This is a genomic window from Sporosarcina aquimarina (assembly GCF_023715615.1).
Lineage (GTDB): Bacteria > Bacillota > Bacilli > Bacillales_A > Planococcaceae > Sporosarcina > Sporosarcina aquimarina_A.
In genome coordinates, this window is sequence record NZ_JAMBOM010000001.1 from 1,198,021 (window position 1) to 1,215,293 (window position 17,273).

Sequence of the window (17,273 nt, forward strand, 5' to 3'; positions counted from 1 at the left end):
ACAGAGGAGGGAGTAATATGTTAGAAATCGATTTTATAGATGAAATAAATGGTGATGGGCAAATTGCTGAACAACTGATTCAGAAGCTCCTTTCTTTTGCTGCTGATGCAGAAGGGCTTGAAGCCGGAACTGAATTGTCTGTCACTTTTTTAGATGATAACGCCATAAAACAGGTCAATCGAGATTACCGAGGGAAAGATCAGCCAACAGACGTTATCTCTTTTGCGCTTGAAGAAGAGGGCGAAGGAGAAGCGGCTATTATCGGAGCCGATGATATGCCACGTCATTTGGGTGACTTATTAATTTCGGTAGAAACCGCTCAACGGCAAGCCGAAGAGTATGGGCATAGTGTAGAACGAGAACTTGGTTTCCTTGCATTGCATGGCTTTTTGCACTTGCTTGGATATGATCACATGACGGAAAACGATGAAAAGAAAATGTTCGGTCGACAAGATGACATCTTAAAGTCGTTCGGACTCGAGAGATAATGCGGTGAAAGCATTTTTCAAAGCATTCAGCTACGCTTGGATGGGAATTGTGCATGGAGCAACTAGGGAACGGAACGTTAAGTTTCATTTAGTGGCAGCGATTGTTGTGATCGTTGTAGGATGGTGGACAGGGTTAAGTTACTTTGAGTGGATAATTATTACCACTGTTATTGGACTGATGATTGCATTAGAATTAATGAATGCTGCAGTTGAGCGTGTGGTAGACTTAGTAACACAAGAAAGGCATCCTTTAGCGAAACAAGCAAAAGACCTCGCAGCCGGGGCTGTGCTTGTTTTTTCTATCGCCAGTGCGATAATTGGGTTGCTAATCTTTTTGCCGAAATGGCTGATGTAAACGAATGGAGTGAGATTTTTGGACAAACAACAACTAATGGAGCATGCAAAACATGCAATGCATAATGCATATGTACCCTATTCTAAATTTCCTGTAGGCGCTGCCTTACTTACAGAAGACGGGACCATATTTGAAGGATGTAATATTGAAAACTCAGCTTATAGCATGACAAACTGTGCAGAACGTACTGCTTTTTTTAAAGCAATATCTGAAGGCAATCGTTCGTTCGTAGCGCTAGCTGTGACAGGGGATACAGATGGACCGATCTCACCGTGTGGCGCATGCCGACAAGTGATTTCTGAATTTTGTTCTGTAGATATGCCTGTTTATTTAACGAATCTTAAAGGTGATGTTCTGAACACTACCGTTGGAGAACTGATACCTGGTGCGTTTCGTAAGGAGGACCTCGAATATGGCGCCAAGTAATTTTAAATCAGGATTTGTTTCGATAATAGGAAGACCGAACGTTGGAAAGTCGACTTTTTTGAATCGCGTAGTCGGTCAAAAAATCGCTATTATGAGTGATAAGCCTCAAACTACTCGTAATAAGGTCCAAGGGGTCGTCACGGGCGATACTTCACAGATTGTATTCATTGATACACCAGGGATTCATAAGCCGAAGCATAAGCTAGGTGATTTTATGGTGAAGTCTGCCAAGAACACATTAAAAGAAGTAGACGTCATTATGTTTATGGTGAATGCTAACGAGAAAATCGGACCTGGAGATCGCTTTGTTATTGAAATGCTAAAGAACTCAGATACACCAGTGTTCTTAGTCATCAACAAAATTGACCTCGTTCATCCTGATGATTTGCTAGGAATCATTACATCTTATGTTAATGAATATGACTTCGCAGAAATTGTTCCGTTATCCGCATTAAACGGCAATAATGTTGAACGCTTAATGGAGACGATCAACAAGTATCTTCCAGAAGGTCCTAAATATTATCCGGACGACCAAGTAACCGATCATCCAGAGCGTTTCATTATATCAGAATTGATTCGTGAGAAAGTACTTCACCTGACACGCGAAGAAGTTCCACATTCGATAGCGGTAGTTATTGAGAAAATCGCTCGTGATGAAGACAAAAATATTGTCAATGTCATGGCGACCATTATTGTAGATCGCGATTCCCAAAAAGGGATTGTCATTGGGAAACAAGGAGCCTTATTGAAGCAAATCGGTACAAAAGCACGACGCGATATCGAAATGTTATTGGGCTCTAAGGTATTCCTTGAACTGTGGGTGAAAGTTCAAAAGGATTGGCGCAACAAACCAGGACAGCTGAAAGAATTCGGCTTCCGCGACGACGAGTATTGATCGTCCCGCATACTAGTGGAGGCGAACGTCATGATGAACAAATGGGAAGGCATCGTATTACGTACGATGCCTTACGGTGAGACGAATAAGATTGTAACAATCTTAACGAAGGAAGCAGGCAAGATGACAGCGATGGCCAGGGGAGCCAAAAAGCCAGCCAGTCGTTTGTCTTCCATTTCTCAAGTATTTGTCTATGGATCCTTTTTACTGCGAACAGGAAAAGGGATGGGTTCTCTTGAACAAGGGGAGCCTATAGATTCCATGCGGCATATACGTGAAGATTTGGAAGCCACTTCGTATGCAAGTTATATTGTAGAGTTGATAGACAGACTTACGGATGATGGTGAGCGATCGGCAGGCGTCTTTAATCTTTTATACGAAGCATTGCATGCCATTAACGAAGGATATGATCCTGAAGCCATTGCGCTTTTCGTTGAGTGGAAGATGCTTCCGGTCGCAGGGATACATCCGGTGTTAAATCGCTGTGCATCATGTGGTTCGGTGGAAGGGGAATTTGCATTTTCGTTTCAGGAAATAGGATTTCTGTGCCATCGTTGCTTCCATACGGATCCATATATCGTAAGAATCACTCCTGCTCAACTGAAACTCATCCGTACATTTGCAACAGTACCGATTACACAAGTAGGTTCTCTTACACTAAAAAAAACGACCAAGCAATTCATGAAGAAGCTGGTTCGTCAAATTTATGATGAACAAGTCGGACTGAGATTGAAATCACGTTCTTTTCTAGATCAGCTCGATCGGACACCTAGTCTATTACCAATAAAAGAAAAACCGACAAAGTCAGATGAATAATCTGATTCTGTCGGTTTTTTCAATCACTCGTGACTTCATCTCATCACATATAGAAGTGGGAGACTGATGCTGCATTCAGTTAAAATGCAATACGTTCTTCGATATAAGCTTTTAGCTCTTCAATCGGCAAGCGAACTTGTTCCATTGAGTCGCGGTGGCGCACAGTTACTTGACGATCTTCTTCAGAATCGAAATCATACGTAATACAGAATGGAGTTCCAATCTCGTCTTGTCGACGATACCGCTTACCGATGGACTGTGAGTCGTCATACTGTACAGGGAAGTGCTTGCAAAGCTCTGCATACACATCTCCCGCACCTTCAGCCAACTTCTTAGACAACGGCAACACAGCGGCTTTAACGGGCGCTAAAGCTGGGTGGAAGCGCATGACAGTACGTTTGTCATCGCCTTCAAGTACCTCTTCGTCAAATGCATCGCATAAAAATGCAAGAGTGACACGGTCAGCACCCACTGATGGTTCGATACAGTACGGTACAAACTTTTCGTTTGTAACAGGATCTTGGTAATGGAAGTCTTCATTGGAATACTCCATATGACGCTTCAAGTCGAAGTCTGTACGGTTAGCGATCCCCCATAGTTCACCCCATCCGAATGGGAATTTGAACTCGATATCGACTGTCCCTTTTGAGTAGTGAGATAATTCGTCTTCGTTATGCTCTCGAAGACGCATATTCTCTTCAGATAGGCCAAGGTCGAGCAACCAGTTCTTAGAAGTGTCTCGCCAGAAGGTATACCACTCTTCGTCTTCACCTGGTTTACAGAAGAATTCGAGTTCCATCTGTTCGAATTCACGTGTACGGAATGTGAAGTTACCCGGAGTGATTTCGTTGCGGAAACTTTTTCCGATTTGAGCGATCCCGAATGGGAGTTTTTTACGCATGGATCGCTGCACGTTCTTGAAATTTACAAAAATCCCTTGAGCCGTCTCAGGACGTAAGAAAATTTCGTTTGCAGATGAATCAGTAACCCCTTGAGTCGTTTTGAACATCAAGTTGAACTGGCGAATGTCGGTATAGTCTAATGCAGAACAAGAAGGGCAGACGATTTTGTGCTCGATGATTAAGTCTTTCATTTTTTCAAATGGCATGCCGTCAACGACAATTTCCATACCTTTAGCTTCTAGTGCATCTTCAATTAGTTTGTCTGCACGATGACGTGTTTTACATTTTTTGCAGTCAATCATAGGATCATTAAAGTTCCCGATATGGCCAGACGCTTCCCAAACTTTTGGGTTCATCAAGATTGCAGCATCAAGTCCTACGTTATGTGGAGATTCTTGAACGAATTTTTTCCACCATGCTCGCTTGATATTGTTTTTCAGTTCAATACCAAGTGGTCCGTAATCCCATGTATTCGCTAGTCCTCCATAAATTTCGGATCCAGGAAATACGAATCCACGCTGTTTTGAAACGTTAACAATTTGTTCCATTGTATACATAATTATCCCTCCAATTAAAATAAGCACCCATCCTCGGACAAATGTCCGAGGACGGGTGCGTAATGCCCCGCGGTTCCACCTCGATTGACTGCGTAACTGAACAGTCCTCTTTAAGCTTACTATGGCTCCAGGCTGCCTTTTCATGTCAAGTACGGGCTCTCACTATCCCCGATCGCTTATTGCTGACAGTACTTATTAACCTTTCTTCGCCTATTCAAATGTTGTGTTTAGTTTAGCACGGTTCGTGATTCTTCGCAATAGAACTGGATTTGTTATATACTGAAGTAAGATTTGTTTAATTGAACGCTTAGGACGGTGACATAGATGGAACTCAATAAGCGCCAGACGGAGATCCTCGAGATCGTCAAGGCGGACGGACCGATTACCGGAGAACATATTGCCGAGCGGTTAAACTTAACAAGAGCTACCATACGACCTGATTTAGCTATCCTTACTATGGCAGGCTATTTAGATGCACGCCCTCGTGTCGGTTATTTCTACTCAGGTAAAAAGCAAGTGCATTCCGTGGGAGATGAAATGATTGGAATGAAAGTCGGGGACTTTCAATCCACTCCAGCTGTTGTACCAGAACACAGTTCAGTTTATGATGCAATTTGCCAGATGTTTTTACAAGATGTAGGTACCTTGTTTGTTGTAGATGAAGAAGCCTGTTTAACAGGGGTCCTTTCACGAAAAGACTTATTGAGGACAAGTATTGGGAATACGGAGCTCGAAAAAATACCCGTACACGTCATTATGACCCGAATGCCGAATGTTATTTACTGTCACAAGAAAGACACACTTTTATCTGCTGCACGAAAAATGATCGATAAACAAATAGATTCATTACCTGTAATAGGGACAGCAAAAGAAGGTCTAGAAGTGGTTGGAAGAATTACAAAAACAAATATAACTGCAGCGTTTTTAACACTTGCACAAGATCATGAGCTATGAGGTGAGTCCTATGAAAAAACTCAAGTTTTTTATCGTTTCAGATTCAGTTGGTGAAACCGCGGAACTTGTGGCGAAAGCAGCAGCGAGTCAATTCCGTCAAGATTTGGATACGGTTTCTATGAAGCGATTTTCCCATATTGAAGAAAAAAGTCAGCTTGAAGAAATTTCCTGGCTTGCTGAACAACAGGAAGCAGTCATCGTCTATACATTAGTTCGTAGTGATATGAGAGAAGCGCTGACACAGTTTTGTCGGGAGCACCATGTACAATGTATAGATTTATTAGGTCCCATTATGAAGTCACTTGAACATGTATTAGATGAAAAGCCAACTGAAGAACCAGGACTTGTCCGTCAGTTGGATGAAGACTACTTTCGAAAGATTGAGGCTATCGAATTTGCTGTAAAATATGATGATGGACGTGACCCTCGTGGCGTATTGAATGCAGACATTGTTCTAGTCGGAATATCCAGGACTTCAAAGACTCCTCTTTCTCAATATTTAGCCCATCAGCGCTTTAAAGTCGCCAATGTTCCGCTCGTTCCAGAGGTGGAGCCCCCTGCCGAACTTTATGAAATCGATCCTGATAAGTGTTTTGGGCTTGTCATTTCTCCTGAGATTCTCAATTCGATTCGTAAGGAACGGTTAATTGCTTTAGGGCTAAAAGATGATGCGAATTATGCTAAAATAGATAGAATCGAACAAGAAATTACTCATTTCAATAAAGTTGTCAGTAAAATCGGATGTACGGTGATTGATGTGTCAAATCGGGCAGTGGAAGAGACAGCGAATGTCATTTTATCTCATATGAATAGCCGTAAATTTGAACAAATTAGGAAGGACCTCCATCGATAAGGCGGGTCCCTCTTTTTTCGTTCAATACTTCATTTACAACTAGAACTAGTATTCACAGATACTTTCCTGTAAAATAGCAGTTTCGGAGAAAAATAAAAAATTTGTCGAATAAGAAGGATTTTCAATGGATACATCGAATTTAAAGACAGTGAAGATGGTGATGGCATGTCAAAAATTCCTGAACAGACGATAGAGGAGATTCGTTCAAAGACGGATATTGTGGATCTAATAGGTGAGCATGTCCGTCTTACGAAGAGAGGAAAGAATTGGTTTGGGCTGTGTCCATTCCATGGAGAAAGTACCCCATCTTTTTCGGTATCTGAAGACAAACAGCTCTTTCACTGTTTTGGTTGCGGAGCAAGTGGGAACGCCATTACTTTTGTAATGGACATTGATAATCGTCCATTTACAGAAGCGGTTGTACAACTCGCTGAGCGACTTGATATACCGATTGATGCATCTATAGAGATGGGAAGTGCGTCTGAAAAAGATGTAGCGCATAAACAGATGTATGAAGCCCATGAATTCGCGGCAAACTTCTATAATCACCTCCTGTTAAATACGGTGGAAGGCGAAAAAGCATATCAATATCTTGAACAAAGAGGATTTACAAGGGAAAACATCGAAAAGTATAGTATAGGATGGGCACTTGATGACTGGGAGGCGCTATCTTCCCTTTTGCAGCGTCAAGGTTTTGATATGAATGAGATGGAACGAGCAGGGCTTGTCATCCAGCGTGACAATGGAACTGGATTTTTTGATCGGTTCCGTGGAAGAGTAATGTTTCCACTTTATGACGATCATGGTACAATAGTCGGGTTCTCTGGCAGAGTGCTCGAGAAGACCGAAAAAGATGCGAAGTACTTAAATAGTCCGGAGACTCCTATATTCGAAAAAGGTCGATTGTTGTACAATTTTCACCGTGCACGTCTTAATGCTCGGAAAAAGGGTAATGTAATAGTATTTGAAGGATTTATGGATACGTTGTCTGCAGATCGTAATGGTATTGAAAATACTGTAGCAGTCATGGGGACAGCGTTATCAGATACTCAACTGATTAAGTTGAAACGGATTACTAACGATCTTATTATTTGTTGTGATGGGGATAACGCGGGATGGGAAGCTTCTAAACGTTTTGCAGAACTCGTCATGCAGAAAGGGTTCTCTCTTAAAATTGCAGTACTTCCTAATAAAATGGATCCCGATGACTATATTTCTGAAAATGGAATTGAAGCATTTCAAGAAAAAATTCTAGGTCGTCCTCATACGTATATGTCTTTCATGATGGCGTATGCAAAAAGGTCAAAAAATCTATCACATGAAAATGATGTACTGCAATATATCCATGAAGTGATGGAAGAACTTGCGGGAGTCTTAGCACCGGTAGAAAAAGATATGATGTTGAGGCAGCTTTCGATGGATACAAATGTATCGGTTGATGCACTCGAGCAGCAGTATGCAAAAGCTGCAGGTAAAGCTGTCAAGAAGTCACAATCTGACATCATCACCGAGCCCGTCATCCCAATCATTCAACAAAGAAAGCAAAACCTCTCCGCGACAGGACGCGCTGAGAGGCTACTGTTAAGTCATCTGTTGAACGATGGAACCTTATTTGACACGATTCAGAATCACCACGAGGATCTGTTTGTTCATGATGACTATGCTACCATATATATCCATTTAGCAGGCTTCTATGAGCAATATGGATCACCTGATTTTCATCGCTTTGCAGAAACAATCGAAGACCGCGAACTTCGGAAAATCGTGTTGGAGGCAGCAGTGATGGAAAGGGACCCAGAACGCGCAGAGCAGGAAGTGGAAGATTGTGTCTTACATTTAAAGAAACACAGAATTCAGCAACTCATTTCACAAAAAATGCACGAAGCAAAAGATGCAGAAAAAATGAACGATCTCCCCGCAGCCCTTCAGCTAGCGAGAGAGATCATACAGCTCCGGAAATCATTATCGGCAATGTAAGCCGACCGGCGTACTAAGGAGGAACAGGTTATTATGGCTAAAAAAGAGGAACTAACTGGAGAAACAGAGACAACGTTGGAGGAAGTCAAAGCTGCTTTGCTGGAAACCGGTAAAAAGAGTGGCGAGTTGACAATTGAAGAAGTCACTGAAAAATTGGCTACGTTTGAAATGGAGCCCGACCAGTTTGAAGAGTTCCTCGATCAAATCGAGGCAGCTGGTATTGAGATGGAAGGCAAAGAAGAAAGTTCTGAAGAAGCGCCAGGCAAACCTGCTGCAGATGAAGAACGATTCGACCTGAATGACCTGAGCGTTCCGCCGGGTGTAAAAATTAATGATCCCGTCCGCATGTATTTAAAAGAAATTGGCCGTGTGGATTTACTTACCGGTAAAGAAGAAGTAGCTCTTGCTAAACGTATTATCGCAGGCGAAGAGGAAGCTAAGAAACGATTGGCAGAAGCCAATTTGCGTCTTGTAGTAAGCATCGCAAAACGCTATGTTGGAAGAGGTATGCTCTTTTTGGATTTGATTCAAGAAGGGAATATGGGTCTTATTAAAGCCGTTGAAAAGTTTGACCATACAAAAGGCTTTAAGTTTAGTACGTATGCAACATGGTGGATTCGCCAGGCCATTACACGTGCGATCGCAGACCAAGCAAGAACAATTCGTATTCCTGTCCACATGGTAGAGACGATCAACAAGCTCATTCGTGTTCAGCGTCAATTGTTGCAGGATTTAGGAAGAGAACCCTCACCTGAGGAAATTGGTGAAGAGATGGAACTAACTCCTGAAAAAGTTCGAGAAATCCTAAAGATTGCACAAGAACCGGTATCACTTGAAACACCAATTGGTGAAGAGGACGATTCACATTTGGGAGATTTCATTGAAGACTCGGAAGCACAGTCTCCTTCAGATCATGCAGCCTATGAATTGTTAAAAGAACAGCTCGAAGATGTTTTGGATACGCTGACAGATCGCGAAGAGAATGTCCTTCGGTTGCGTTTCGGATTAGACGATGGCCGTACTAGAACTCTGGAAGAAGTGGGCAAAGTATTCGGAGTCACTCGTGAGCGGATTCGTCAAATCGAGGCGAAAGCTCTTCGGAAATTACGACATCCTTCTCGTAGTAAGCGTCTGAAAGACTTTTTAGAATAAGAAACTGGCACCGTGCAAATTCCTTGCCGGTGTCTTTTTTCAGTAGAAGGAGAGAACGTTTATGAATGCGCAGCGTAAACGAATAATTATTTCAGAAATACATTATTGGAAGAAGAATCGTCTGTTGCCAGAGCAGTATTGTGATTTTTTAATTACATTATACGCTCAAGGGGATGCAGAGGCAGCTACGAATGTACAAGTAGAAAAAGCGATTTTGGAAAAAGAGCGTTATACAGTCACGAAAAAAATGATCCTATTGGTAATTTTGGCAGCAGGTCTTTCCGCTTTGATGTTTACTATTGTTAAGTATCCTATCATTATGATTGCAACTGCATCCATTTTTGTTCTTGGATTAATTGTAAGATTACTAATTAGCAAACCATTACGTTCGGCCCTCATTCCTTTTACATATATTATTGCGGCTTTTATGTTACTCGCATTATCACTGAAAGTATGGTTTGCTTTCTTTGAAGGTGAGACAATGTTGTTAGTAGGCATTCTAATGTTGAATAGCATTTTATGGCTATTTGCTGGACGCTTGCTGAAGCTACTGTATTTTACGATTTCAGGCTCTGTAGGGTTACTGATGATTATTGGATTTTTGCTCATTTCTTATTGAGCGAAAATCCTTTTTTTTCTGTTAAACTATCGACTAATTCTGTATAATGAAACTTGTAAGCGTTCACAAAAAAGGGGATGTCATAATGGATTTCAATTTATCTACAGAACAACAAATGATACAGCGTACAATTCGAGAGTTTGCAAACGAAGTTGTCGCACCAGGTGCAATTGAAAGGGACCGGACGAATGAATTTCCTGTAGAAATATTTAAACAACTATCTGAAATGGGAATGATGGGACTTCCATTTTCAGAAGAGTATGGCGGAGCCGGAGCAGATACCATCAGTTTCGCTATCGTCACTGAAGAATTAAGTCGGGCTTGTGCGTCTACTGGAATTACTTATTCTGCGCACATTTCGCTTGGGGGAGCGCCACTTAGCTTGTTTGGAACAGAAGAACAAAAACAAAAATATTTGCGTCCTATATGTGAAGGAACCTCATTTGGTGCGTTTGGACTTACCGAACCTAATGCAGGATCAGACGCAGGAGGCACGCAAACAACAGCAAAACTTGAAGATGGAACTTATACCATTAATGGCTCTAAAGTATATATCACCAACGCAAGTTATGCTAAAAATCTTGCTTTGACCGCCATAACAGGACAAACCGAAAAAGGCGGAAAAGAAATTAGCGCGATTATCGTTCCTACAGATGCAAAAGGATTCAAAGTAATTGATAACTATGAAAAGATGGGGTTGCATGCATCCAATACGACCGAACTCGTTATGGAGAATGTACAAGTACCTGAGGAAAACCTACTAGGTAAAAAAGGGAACGGATTCCGTCAGTTTTTAGTTACACTAGATGGTGGGCGAATTGGAATTGGAGCAATGGCAGTTGGTATTGCTCAAGCAGCCTATGATCGTGCCATGCAATATGCAAAGGAGCGGAAACAGTTTGGAAAGTCGCTTTCCGAGTTCCAGGTGACGCAATTTAAGCTTGCAGATATGGCGATGAAAATTGAGCTTGCAAGAAATATGGTCTATAAGGCAGCATGGTTGAAAGACGAAGGAAAGCCGTTTACAAAAGAAGCAGCGATGTGTAAATTGTATGCATCTGAAATTGCAATGGAAGTTGCGGATGAAGCCATTCAAATCCATGGTGGTTATGGGTATATGAGAGAATACGAAGTTGAAAGATATCTGCGTGACGCAAAGTTATTGGAAATTGGAGAAGGAACTTCTGAAGTCCAACATATGGTGATTGCCCGCCAAATTGGATGTTAACGAAAAAAGTTCACAAAGTATGTCCAAAATGTCACAAAAGAGAAAAGTCTGTTGATAAGTCTTTCGATTTCATCCGGAATACAGTACAATAAGAGTTGTGCACTATATACTACAGAATCGTTTCTGGTGAAGGAGGTTAAGTTCGTTGAGTAAAAATCCTGTTGTTCCTTATATTTTGATTTTCGCATTAGGTATCGGACTCATTTTCTTCATGTCCATGTATGGTATTGATCAACAAAAAGAGATTGCCGATGCAGATGGCGAAGCAACGGAAGAAGGCAAGGAAGATGATGAAGGCGCATCTGCTGAATTCGATGCTGAAGCTGTTGCTCAGCAAAAATGTATCGGATGTCATGGTGGAGATCTAGAAGGCGCTGTTGGCCCGAGCCTTCACGGTGAAGACAAAGATCCTAAAGAGCTTCACGAGATCATCAAGAATGGTAAAGGCGGTATGCCTCCTGGACTCATCCCAGATGAGAACATTGATGCAATGGTCGATTACATTCTAACATTAAAATGATAATCTAGAGAGCAATCAGTGTGGCGGAACTCCGCTACCTGGTTGCTCTTTTGTTGATACGTGCAAAAAAGTCTCATTTTAGATAAAATTAACGGAAGAAGTCGACGACGGTTTGTACGTCTGCTGAAAGGTGGAACAAAAAGTGAACGCGAAAAATTTATCAGAACGATTGCGGTTGGTCGCATCATTTGCTGAACAAGGAACCGTCCTTGCAGATATCGGAAGTGACCACGCTTATTTACCCTGCTGGCTAATTCAAAAAGGGCAAATATCCAGAGCCATTGCAGGAGAGGTTGTTAAAGGACCATTTGAATCTGCAAAACGAAATGTTGCAAAGGAAGGCTTGACAGATAAGGTGACTGTACGCCTCGCAAATGGGCTACAAGCTATTTTTGCTGATGATGGTGTTGAAACAGTGACAATCGCAGGGATGGGTGGGGCTTTAATTGCCTCTATCTTAGACAATGATGCTGAAAAGTTAACAGGGGTTAAACGAATTATTGTACAGCCGAATATCCATGCAATGGCAATTCGTGTTTGGGCGGTCAGCAATTCATGGAAAATCTTGAATGAATCGATTCTTAAAGAGGATCATAAAATCTATGAAGTACTTGTCCTGGAAAGAGGCAATCGCTCTTACACCCCTGAAGAATTACTAATGGGACCGATTCTTTTACAGGAACGTTCAGCCGTTTTTCTAGAGAAATGGCAAGGAGAGTTAACTGAGATATCACGTGTGATCGATGTGTTAACACAGTCTGCACAATCTGAAGAGGCAAAAGTGAAACGTCAGCAATTAAGTGAGACGAAAGATATGATTGAAAGGGTGTTAAAGTCATGAAAGATGTGAATGGTCATCAAATCATTCAAGTATTTGAAGAGTGGGCACCGAAAAAATTAGCAATGGAAGGGGACCCCATCGGTTTACATATTGGTCAATTGAATCGACCAGTTGACACCGTCTTAGTCACATTGGATGTGAATGAAACGATTGTCGACGAAACGATTGAGCGAGGGGCAACGCTTATCATAGCACACCATCCGCCCTTATTTAGACCAGCGAAACACATATGGACAGATACCCCACAAGGACGAATGATTGAGAAGTGTATCAAACATGACTTGTCTGTGTATGCAGCCCATACGAACCTAGATATAGCGATTGGCGGGGTGAATGATTTACTTTCAGACAAACTAGGGCTCACTCAGATGGAAATTCTTGAACGGACTTTTTATGAATCAGACCAAGAATATGGCATAGGTCGAGTTGGCAAGCTTCCTTCAAGCATGTCGCTTGAACAATTTGCCATCCACGTGAAGGAGAAACTAGATGTCCCTGCAGTTAGAATGGTAGGAAATAAAGACCGATTGATACATAAAGTAGGCGTTTTAGGTGGAGATGGAAACAAATACATTTACGCCGCTAAACGTGCTGGAGCAGATGTGTTAGTAACAGGAGATCTGTATTACCATGTCGCACAAGATGCTGAAGCGATTGACTTATGTGTTGTAGATCCTGGTCATAATGTTGAAAAAGTGATGATTCAAGGTGTTGCAGAACATATGACTATGAAATGCCAAGAACTTAACTACAATGTGGCGTTCTTACAATCCCAACTAAAAACAGAACCATTTACATTTGTTTAAAAAAATCCCCCAGCTCTCAAGAGTTGGGGGATTTACTCAATTAAACATAAGGTTCAATTCGTGTAACGGGTGTGGGATTCTTTATTTTCGGTAACAGTCGATTCAAGTCAAACTTGCGCTCTGCGATGTGTGTTGAAGGATCTGCAGGGTCAAACTTAGTCAGGAATTCGATCACTTCACGAACAATTAATGTAGGAGTAGAAGCACCTGCTGTGACGGCCACGCGTTCGACTCCTTCTAACCAACTCAACTCAATTTCAGAGACATCTGAAATTCGATAGGATGGGGTATTAGCAATTTCAACTGAAACTTGTGTCAAACGATTGGAGTTATTGCTCTTAGGATCACCAACTACAATCAGCAAATCTGCTTCGCCCGCTTGCTCGGCAACCGCTTCTTGTCTAACTTGTGTCGCCATACAAATTTCTTTATGGACTTCGATGTGAGGATATTTCTTTTTTAAGTCTTCCATGAGATGGATTACGTCCCACTGACTCATAGTTGTCTGATTTGTGACAAGTAATTTGTCATTTTGAAGCGTTAACTGCTCGATATGCTCAGCATTTTCAACTAAATGTACTCTGCCGGGAGCAACACCAAGAGCGCCTTCAGGTTCCGGATGATGTGCCTTACCGATATAAATGATATCGTAGCCTTCAGCCGTCTTCTCGCGAATCAAGTCATGTGTAACAGTTACGTCAGGACACGTAGCATCGATTGAAACTAGCCCTTTTTTACGTGCAAGTTCACGTACTTCAGGAGAGACTCCGTGTGCTGTGAATATGACAGTTCCTGTCTCGACTTGTTTGAGAATTTCAAGACGATTATTTCCTTCTAATGTGATAATGCCATCTTCCTCGAACGCATCCGTCACATGCTTGTTGTGTACAATCATGCCCAATATATAAATCGGTCTCGGCAATGATTCGTCGAGTGCCGCATTTCTAGCAATCACCATTGCATCGACGACCCCATAACAATAACCCCGCGGGGAAATCTTCATAACTTCCATTTTAAGCTCACTCCTCTAAAGGGATCTATCCCTATTATAGCGGAGTTGGCTTAAAGGTTCAAAGTCTTAGATTGGTGGCTGAAACACTTTAGGTACAGAAGGTCGAGGTCCTGATGCGACTGGCGCTGCCCCACGTGCAACAGATGCTGCTGCAGATGCTCCTGCTACCCCTGCGTCTGGAAGAGATTGAAATCCTCGGTACAATTTCCACATGGCGGGTATATTTTGAAGCATAGGTGCAAACTGCTGTACCATGGGTGCGTACTGTTGTACGGTCGTCATAAAGCGATTGGCGGTTTCCATATACATTTCAGGTTTTGAAAGACCTGCTCTTGGAGGGGCTCCACCTTGTGCTTGCTGTTGTCCACCAAACCCAGAATCCATTCCAAATGGGGAAGGTTGCTGATTCGCTTGGCCTTGTGTAAATGGTGTCGCAGACCCTTGCGTAAAGGGGTTGGCCTGCTGAAAGTTTCCTCGAAACATCTGTTGTCCAGCAGGAGCTTGCCGCTGCTGATTAGCGAATGGATAAAAAGATTGATATCTCATAATTATCTCCTTTCCCAAAGAGTACTTTGTCGATAATGTATCCTATGCGAAAAAAGCAACCAGCGGTACAATTTCGTGCTACAATGAACGAATGATAGGAGGACACGAACATGTCTAGATATACTGATTACCAATTTAAACCGTTTCTTCGTGAAGCAATAGAACAGTTGGGCTTCACAAGTCCAACCCCCATACAAAAGGAAATGATTCCGCTCATTTTAAAAGGTCAGAGCGCAATCGGACAAGCGCATACAGGAACAGGGAAATCCCACAGCTTCCTAATTCCAATTTTACAACGCATCCATACAGATGCAGATGAGCTTCAAGCAGTCATCACAGCTCCAACACGTGAGCTTGCTATCCAGTTATTTGATGAGTTGAAAAAGCTCACGACTTCCTCAGAGGTCCGCACTAGTTTATTGATTGGCGGGACGGATAAAAAACGCTCAGCTGACAAATTGAAATCGAATCCTCATTTAGTTGTTGGAACACCTGGACGTATCCGAGATATGTCAGACACAGGTGCGCTATCGATTCATACATCCCGAATCCTTGTAATAGACGAAGCCGATCTTGCGTTTGATATGGGTTTCATTGAAGACATCGACCAATTTGCAGGGAAAATGCCAAGTGACTTGGAAATGTATGTTTTCTCTGCGACCATTCCAGAAAAACTGAAACCGTTCCTTGCTAAGTATATGGACTCACCTGTTCATATCCAGCTCGGGACAAAGAAGCCGTTAACGGAGGGCATGCACTATTCACTTGTTCCAGTAAGAGGGATGGATCGAAAAAAGAAACTATTGAACGTCATTCAGGCAATCAATCCCTATTTGGCGATTATTTTTACCAATACGAAACAAAATGCAGATGAACTTGCGGGCTATCTTGCAGCGCAGGGCGTGAAAACAGGTAAAATTCATGGCGATTTGAATGCGCGTGAACGGACTCGTATGATGAAACAAATTCGTGACCTCGAATACCAATTCATTGTAGCGACAGATCTAGCAGCACGGGGAATTGATATCCCAGGCGTGAGTCACGTCATTAACTATGAGCTACCTGAAGACCTGGAGTTCTACATTCACCGCGTAGGACGTACAGCGCGTGCTGGATTGGAAGGAGTCGCAATCACATTATTTGATCCTTCTCAGGATGATGCGATCGTTAAAATCGAGAAAATGGGTATTCCATTCGTACATGAAGATGTGAAAAATGGAGAATGGAAACAGCTGAAAGAGCGGCATTCCAGGAAAAATCGTCCAAAAGAACAAGACGAAATCGATAAAAAGGCTGCTTCTTTAATCCGGAAACCAACAAAGGTGAAACCGGGTTATAAAAAGAAACGGGCAGCGGAAGTGGATCGCTTTAAAAAGCGTGAAAGGAGACTGAATAAGAAAAAATGAGTGAACAACCTCTATTAATTGGATCCCATGTATCGATGAGTGGGAAGGATATGTTACTTGGTTCAAGTAAGGATGCTCTCGATTTTGGTGCTTCGACTTTCATGATCTATACAGGAGCTCCTCAAAACACGCGACGTAAACCAATCGAAGAGTTGAACATCGCAGCAGGGCAAGCTCATATGAAGGAGCACGGGCTATCCTCTATGGTCGTCCATGCGCCTTATATCATTAACATTGCAAATACCGTGAAACCGGAAACTTTCAAACTAGGTGTCGATTTCTTGCAGGAAGAAATTAGACGTACAGCAGCACTTGGTGCCAATCAGATTGTATTGCATCCTGGTGCGCACGTGGGCGAGGGCGTTGACAAGGGAATTGCAAAGATTATTGAAGGGTTGAACGAAGTATTAGCTGAAGACGCGGATGTCCGCATCGCATTGGAAACAATGGCAGGTAAAGGCACTGAATGCGGAAGAAGCTTTGAAGAGCTTGCGAAGATTTTTGATGGTGTTAAAAACAGCGATAGACTTTCGGTTTGTTTTGATACTTGCCACGTTCATGATGCTGGTTATGATATCGTAAACGATTTTGAAGGTGTGCTGGATGAATTTGATCACTTCATTGGTAGAGACCGAATTTCAGTTGTCCACGTCAATGATAGCAAGAACGTCCGTGGCGCAGGGAAAGACCGGCACGAAAACATTGGTTTTGGTCACATCGGTTTTGAACCACTGCACTATGTCGTTCATCATCCATCATTCACAAACGTTCCAAAAATACTGGAAACTCCATTCATTGGAACGGACAAGAAAAACAAAACAGCACCATACAAGGAAGAAATCATCATGCTGAAAAGTGGAGAATTTACCACTAAATACCGTGATGCACTTTTGAACGAGGCGACTAACGCATAATAGTCA

At 42.3% G+C, this 17,273-nt stretch carries 19 protein-coding genes; 16 read left to right on the top strand and 3 right to left on the bottom strand.

Annotated elements, in window-relative coordinates:
• Positions 1-17: 17 nt before the first annotated feature.
• The 5 genes from ybeY to recO are packed head-to-tail and all read left to right on the top strand — an operon-like array spanning position 18 to position 2,980.
• Positions 18-488, top strand: a complete 471-nt coding sequence (ybeY, locus tag M3197_RS05640; RefSeq protein WP_251659445.1) for an rRNA maturation RNase YbeY — start codon at positions 18-20, stop codon at positions 486-488.
• A gap of 40 nt (positions 489-528) precedes the next feature.
• On the top strand, positions 529-843 hold the full coding sequence (locus M3197_RS05645) for a diacylglycerol kinase family protein (protein ID WP_251660118.1): 315 nt from the start codon (positions 529-531) through the stop codon (positions 841-843).
• A gap of 18 nt (positions 844-861) precedes the next feature.
• On the top strand, positions 862-1,269 hold the full coding sequence (locus tag M3197_RS05650; RefSeq protein ID WP_251659447.1) for a cytidine deaminase: 408 nt from the start codon (positions 862-864) through the stop codon (positions 1,267-1,269).
• Positions 1,256-2,164, top strand: a complete 909-nt coding sequence (gene era, locus M3197_RS05655) for a GTPase Era (RefSeq protein ID WP_251659449.1) — start codon at positions 1,256-1,258, stop codon at positions 2,162-2,164. Before M3197_RS05650 ends, era begins: the two co-directional genes overlap by 14 nt.
• 30 nt (positions 2,165-2,194) lie before the next feature.
• Positions 2,195-2,980 (top strand): DNA repair protein RecO, encoded by a 786-nt coding sequence (gene recO, locus M3197_RS05660; RefSeq protein WP_251659451.1) that lies wholly within the window; start codon positions 2,195-2,197, stop codon positions 2,978-2,980.
• A 79-nt stretch (positions 2,981-3,059) separates the two neighbouring features.
• Here the strand turns inward: recO and M3197_RS05665 are convergent, their stop codons facing one another.
• On the bottom strand, positions 3,060-4,439 hold the full coding sequence (locus M3197_RS05665) for a glycine--tRNA ligase (protein ID WP_251659453.1): 1,380 nt from the start codon (positions 4,437-4,439) through the stop codon (positions 3,060-3,062).
• A gap of 324 nt (positions 4,440-4,763) precedes the next feature.
• On the opposite strand from M3197_RS05665, the gene ccpN reads away from it, so the two are divergent.
• The 9 genes from ccpN to M3197_RS05710 all read left to right on the top strand — a co-directional run bounded on the left by ccpN (position 4,764) and on the right by M3197_RS05710 (position 13,389).
• Complete coding sequence (gene ccpN / locus M3197_RS05670; RefSeq protein ID WP_251659455.1) at positions 4,764-5,393, top strand: transcriptional regulator CcpN; 630 nt, start codon at positions 4,764-4,766, stop codon at positions 5,391-5,393.
• A 10-nt stretch (positions 5,394-5,403) separates the two neighbouring features.
• Entirely contained in the window at positions 5,404-6,246 is an 843-nt protein-coding gene (locus M3197_RS05675) for a pyruvate, water dikinase regulatory protein (RefSeq protein WP_251659457.1), read from the top strand.
• Between the two features lie 165 nt (positions 6,247-6,411).
• The gene (dnaG, locus tag M3197_RS05680) at positions 6,412-8,223 is read left to right on the top strand and encodes a DNA primase (RefSeq protein WP_251659459.1); all 1,812 of its coding nucleotides are present in this window, start codon (positions 6,412-6,414) and stop codon (positions 8,221-8,223) included.
• 33 nt (positions 8,224-8,256) lie between these two features.
• Positions 8,257-9,375 carry an RNA polymerase sigma factor RpoD gene (rpoD, locus tag M3197_RS05685; protein WP_025784778.1) on the top strand — a complete coding sequence of 373 codons (1,119 nt, stop codon included), beginning with the start codon at positions 8,257-8,259 and terminating at the stop codon, positions 9,373-9,375.
• A 61-nt stretch (positions 9,376-9,436) separates the two neighbouring features.
• Positions 9,437-9,994 carry a hypothetical protein gene (locus tag M3197_RS05690; protein ID WP_251659461.1) on the top strand — a complete coding sequence of 186 codons (558 nt, stop codon included), beginning with the start codon at positions 9,437-9,439 and terminating at the stop codon, positions 9,992-9,994.
• Between the two features lie 85 nt (positions 9,995-10,079).
• Positions 10,080-11,222, top strand: coding sequence for an acyl-CoA dehydrogenase family protein (locus tag M3197_RS05695; RefSeq protein ID WP_251659464.1), 1,143 nt, complete (start codon positions 10,080-10,082; stop codon positions 11,220-11,222).
• Positions 11,223-11,367: 145 nt separating this feature from the next.
• A complete protein-coding gene (gene cccA, locus M3197_RS05700) occupies positions 11,368-11,742 on the top strand; it encodes a cytochrome c550 (RefSeq protein ID WP_251659466.1) in 375 nt (124 codons plus the stop codon).
• Between the two features lie 142 nt (positions 11,743-11,884).
• A complete protein-coding gene (locus M3197_RS05705; protein ID WP_251659468.1) occupies positions 11,885-12,583 on the top strand; it encodes a tRNA (adenine(22)-N(1))-methyltransferase in 699 nt (232 codons plus the stop codon).
• Entirely contained in the window at positions 12,580-13,389 is an 810-nt protein-coding gene (locus tag M3197_RS05710; RefSeq protein ID WP_251659476.1) for a Nif3-like dinuclear metal center hexameric protein, read from the top strand. The genes M3197_RS05705 and M3197_RS05710 overlap by 4 nt, the downstream gene beginning before the upstream one ends.
• A 40-nt stretch (positions 13,390-13,429) precedes the next feature.
• Here M3197_RS05710 and M3197_RS05715 read toward each other — a convergent pair whose 3' ends face one another.
• Positions 13,430-14,401: a 4-hydroxy-3-methylbut-2-enyl diphosphate reductase gene (locus M3197_RS05715; RefSeq protein WP_251659478.1), complete on the bottom strand. Its 972-nt coding sequence runs from the start codon at positions 14,399-14,401 to the stop codon at positions 13,430-13,432.
• Between the two features lie 66 nt (positions 14,402-14,467).
• Positions 14,468-14,947: a YqfQ family protein gene (locus tag M3197_RS05720; RefSeq protein ID WP_251659480.1), complete on the bottom strand. Its 480-nt coding sequence runs from the start codon at positions 14,945-14,947 to the stop codon at positions 14,468-14,470.
• Positions 14,948-15,057: 110 nt separating this feature from the next.
• Between M3197_RS05720 and M3197_RS05725 the strand changes: the two genes are divergently transcribed.
• On the top strand, positions 15,058-16,353 hold the full coding sequence (locus M3197_RS05725) for a DEAD/DEAH box helicase (protein ID WP_251659482.1): 1,296 nt from the start codon (positions 15,058-15,060) through the stop codon (positions 16,351-16,353).
• Positions 16,350-17,267, top strand: a complete 918-nt coding sequence (locus M3197_RS05730) for a deoxyribonuclease IV (protein ID WP_251659483.1) — start codon at positions 16,350-16,352, stop codon at positions 17,265-17,267. The genes M3197_RS05725 and M3197_RS05730 overlap by 4 nt, the downstream gene beginning before the upstream one ends.
• Positions 17,268-17,273 lie beyond the last annotated feature (6 nt).

What these genes read in the sequence shown, in the direction of transcription:
- M3197_RS05730 (WP_251659483.1), top strand. Translation starts at nt 16,350, where the DNA reads ATGAGTGAACAACCTCTATTAATTGGATCCCATGTATCGATGAGTGGG.
- recO (WP_251659451.1), top strand. Translation starts at nt 2,195, where the DNA reads ATGATGAACAAATGGGAAGGCATCGTATTACGTACGATGCCTTACGGT.
- M3197_RS05675 (WP_251659457.1), top strand. Translation starts at nt 5,404, where the DNA reads ATGAAAAAACTCAAGTTTTTTATCGTTTCAGATTCAGTTGGTGAAACC.
- M3197_RS05715 (WP_251659478.1), bottom strand. Translation starts at nt 14,401, where the DNA reads ATGGAAGTTATGAAGATTTCCCCGCGGGGTTATTGTTATGGGGTCGTC.
- dnaG (WP_251659459.1), top strand. Translation starts at nt 6,412, where the DNA reads ATGTCAAAAATTCCTGAACAGACGATAGAGGAGATTCGTTCAAAGACG.
- M3197_RS05665 (WP_251659453.1), bottom strand. Translation starts at nt 4,439, where the DNA reads ATGTATACAATGGAACAAATTGTTAACGTTTCAAAACAGCGTGGATTC.
- M3197_RS05725 (WP_251659482.1), top strand. Translation starts at nt 15,058, where the DNA reads ATGTCTAGATATACTGATTACCAATTTAAACCGTTTCTTCGTGAAGCA.
- M3197_RS05690 (WP_251659461.1), top strand. Translation starts at nt 9,437, where the DNA reads ATGAATGCGCAGCGTAAACGAATAATTATTTCAGAAATACATTATTGG.
- rpoD (WP_025784778.1), top strand. Translation starts at nt 8,257, where the DNA reads ATGGCTAAAAAAGAGGAACTAACTGGAGAAACAGAGACAACGTTGGAG.
- ybeY (WP_251659445.1), top strand. Translation starts at nt 18, where the DNA reads ATGTTAGAAATCGATTTTATAGATGAAATAAATGGTGATGGGCAAATT.
- era (WP_251659449.1), top strand. Translation starts at nt 1,256, where the DNA reads ATGGCGCCAAGTAATTTTAAATCAGGATTTGTTTCGATAATAGGAAGA.
- M3197_RS05645 (WP_251660118.1), top strand. Translation starts at nt 529, where the DNA reads ATGGGAATTGTGCATGGAGCAACTAGGGAACGGAACGTTAAGTTTCAT.
- M3197_RS05695 (WP_251659464.1), top strand. Translation starts at nt 10,080, where the DNA reads ATGGATTTCAATTTATCTACAGAACAACAAATGATACAGCGTACAATT.
- M3197_RS05720 (WP_251659480.1), bottom strand. Translation starts at nt 14,947, where the DNA reads ATGAGATATCAATCTTTTTATCCATTCGCTAATCAGCAGCGGCAAGCT.
- ccpN (WP_251659455.1), top strand. Translation starts at nt 4,764, where the DNA reads ATGGAACTCAATAAGCGCCAGACGGAGATCCTCGAGATCGTCAAGGCG.
- M3197_RS05710 (WP_251659476.1), top strand. Translation starts at nt 12,580, where the DNA reads ATGAAAGATGTGAATGGTCATCAAATCATTCAAGTATTTGAAGAGTGG.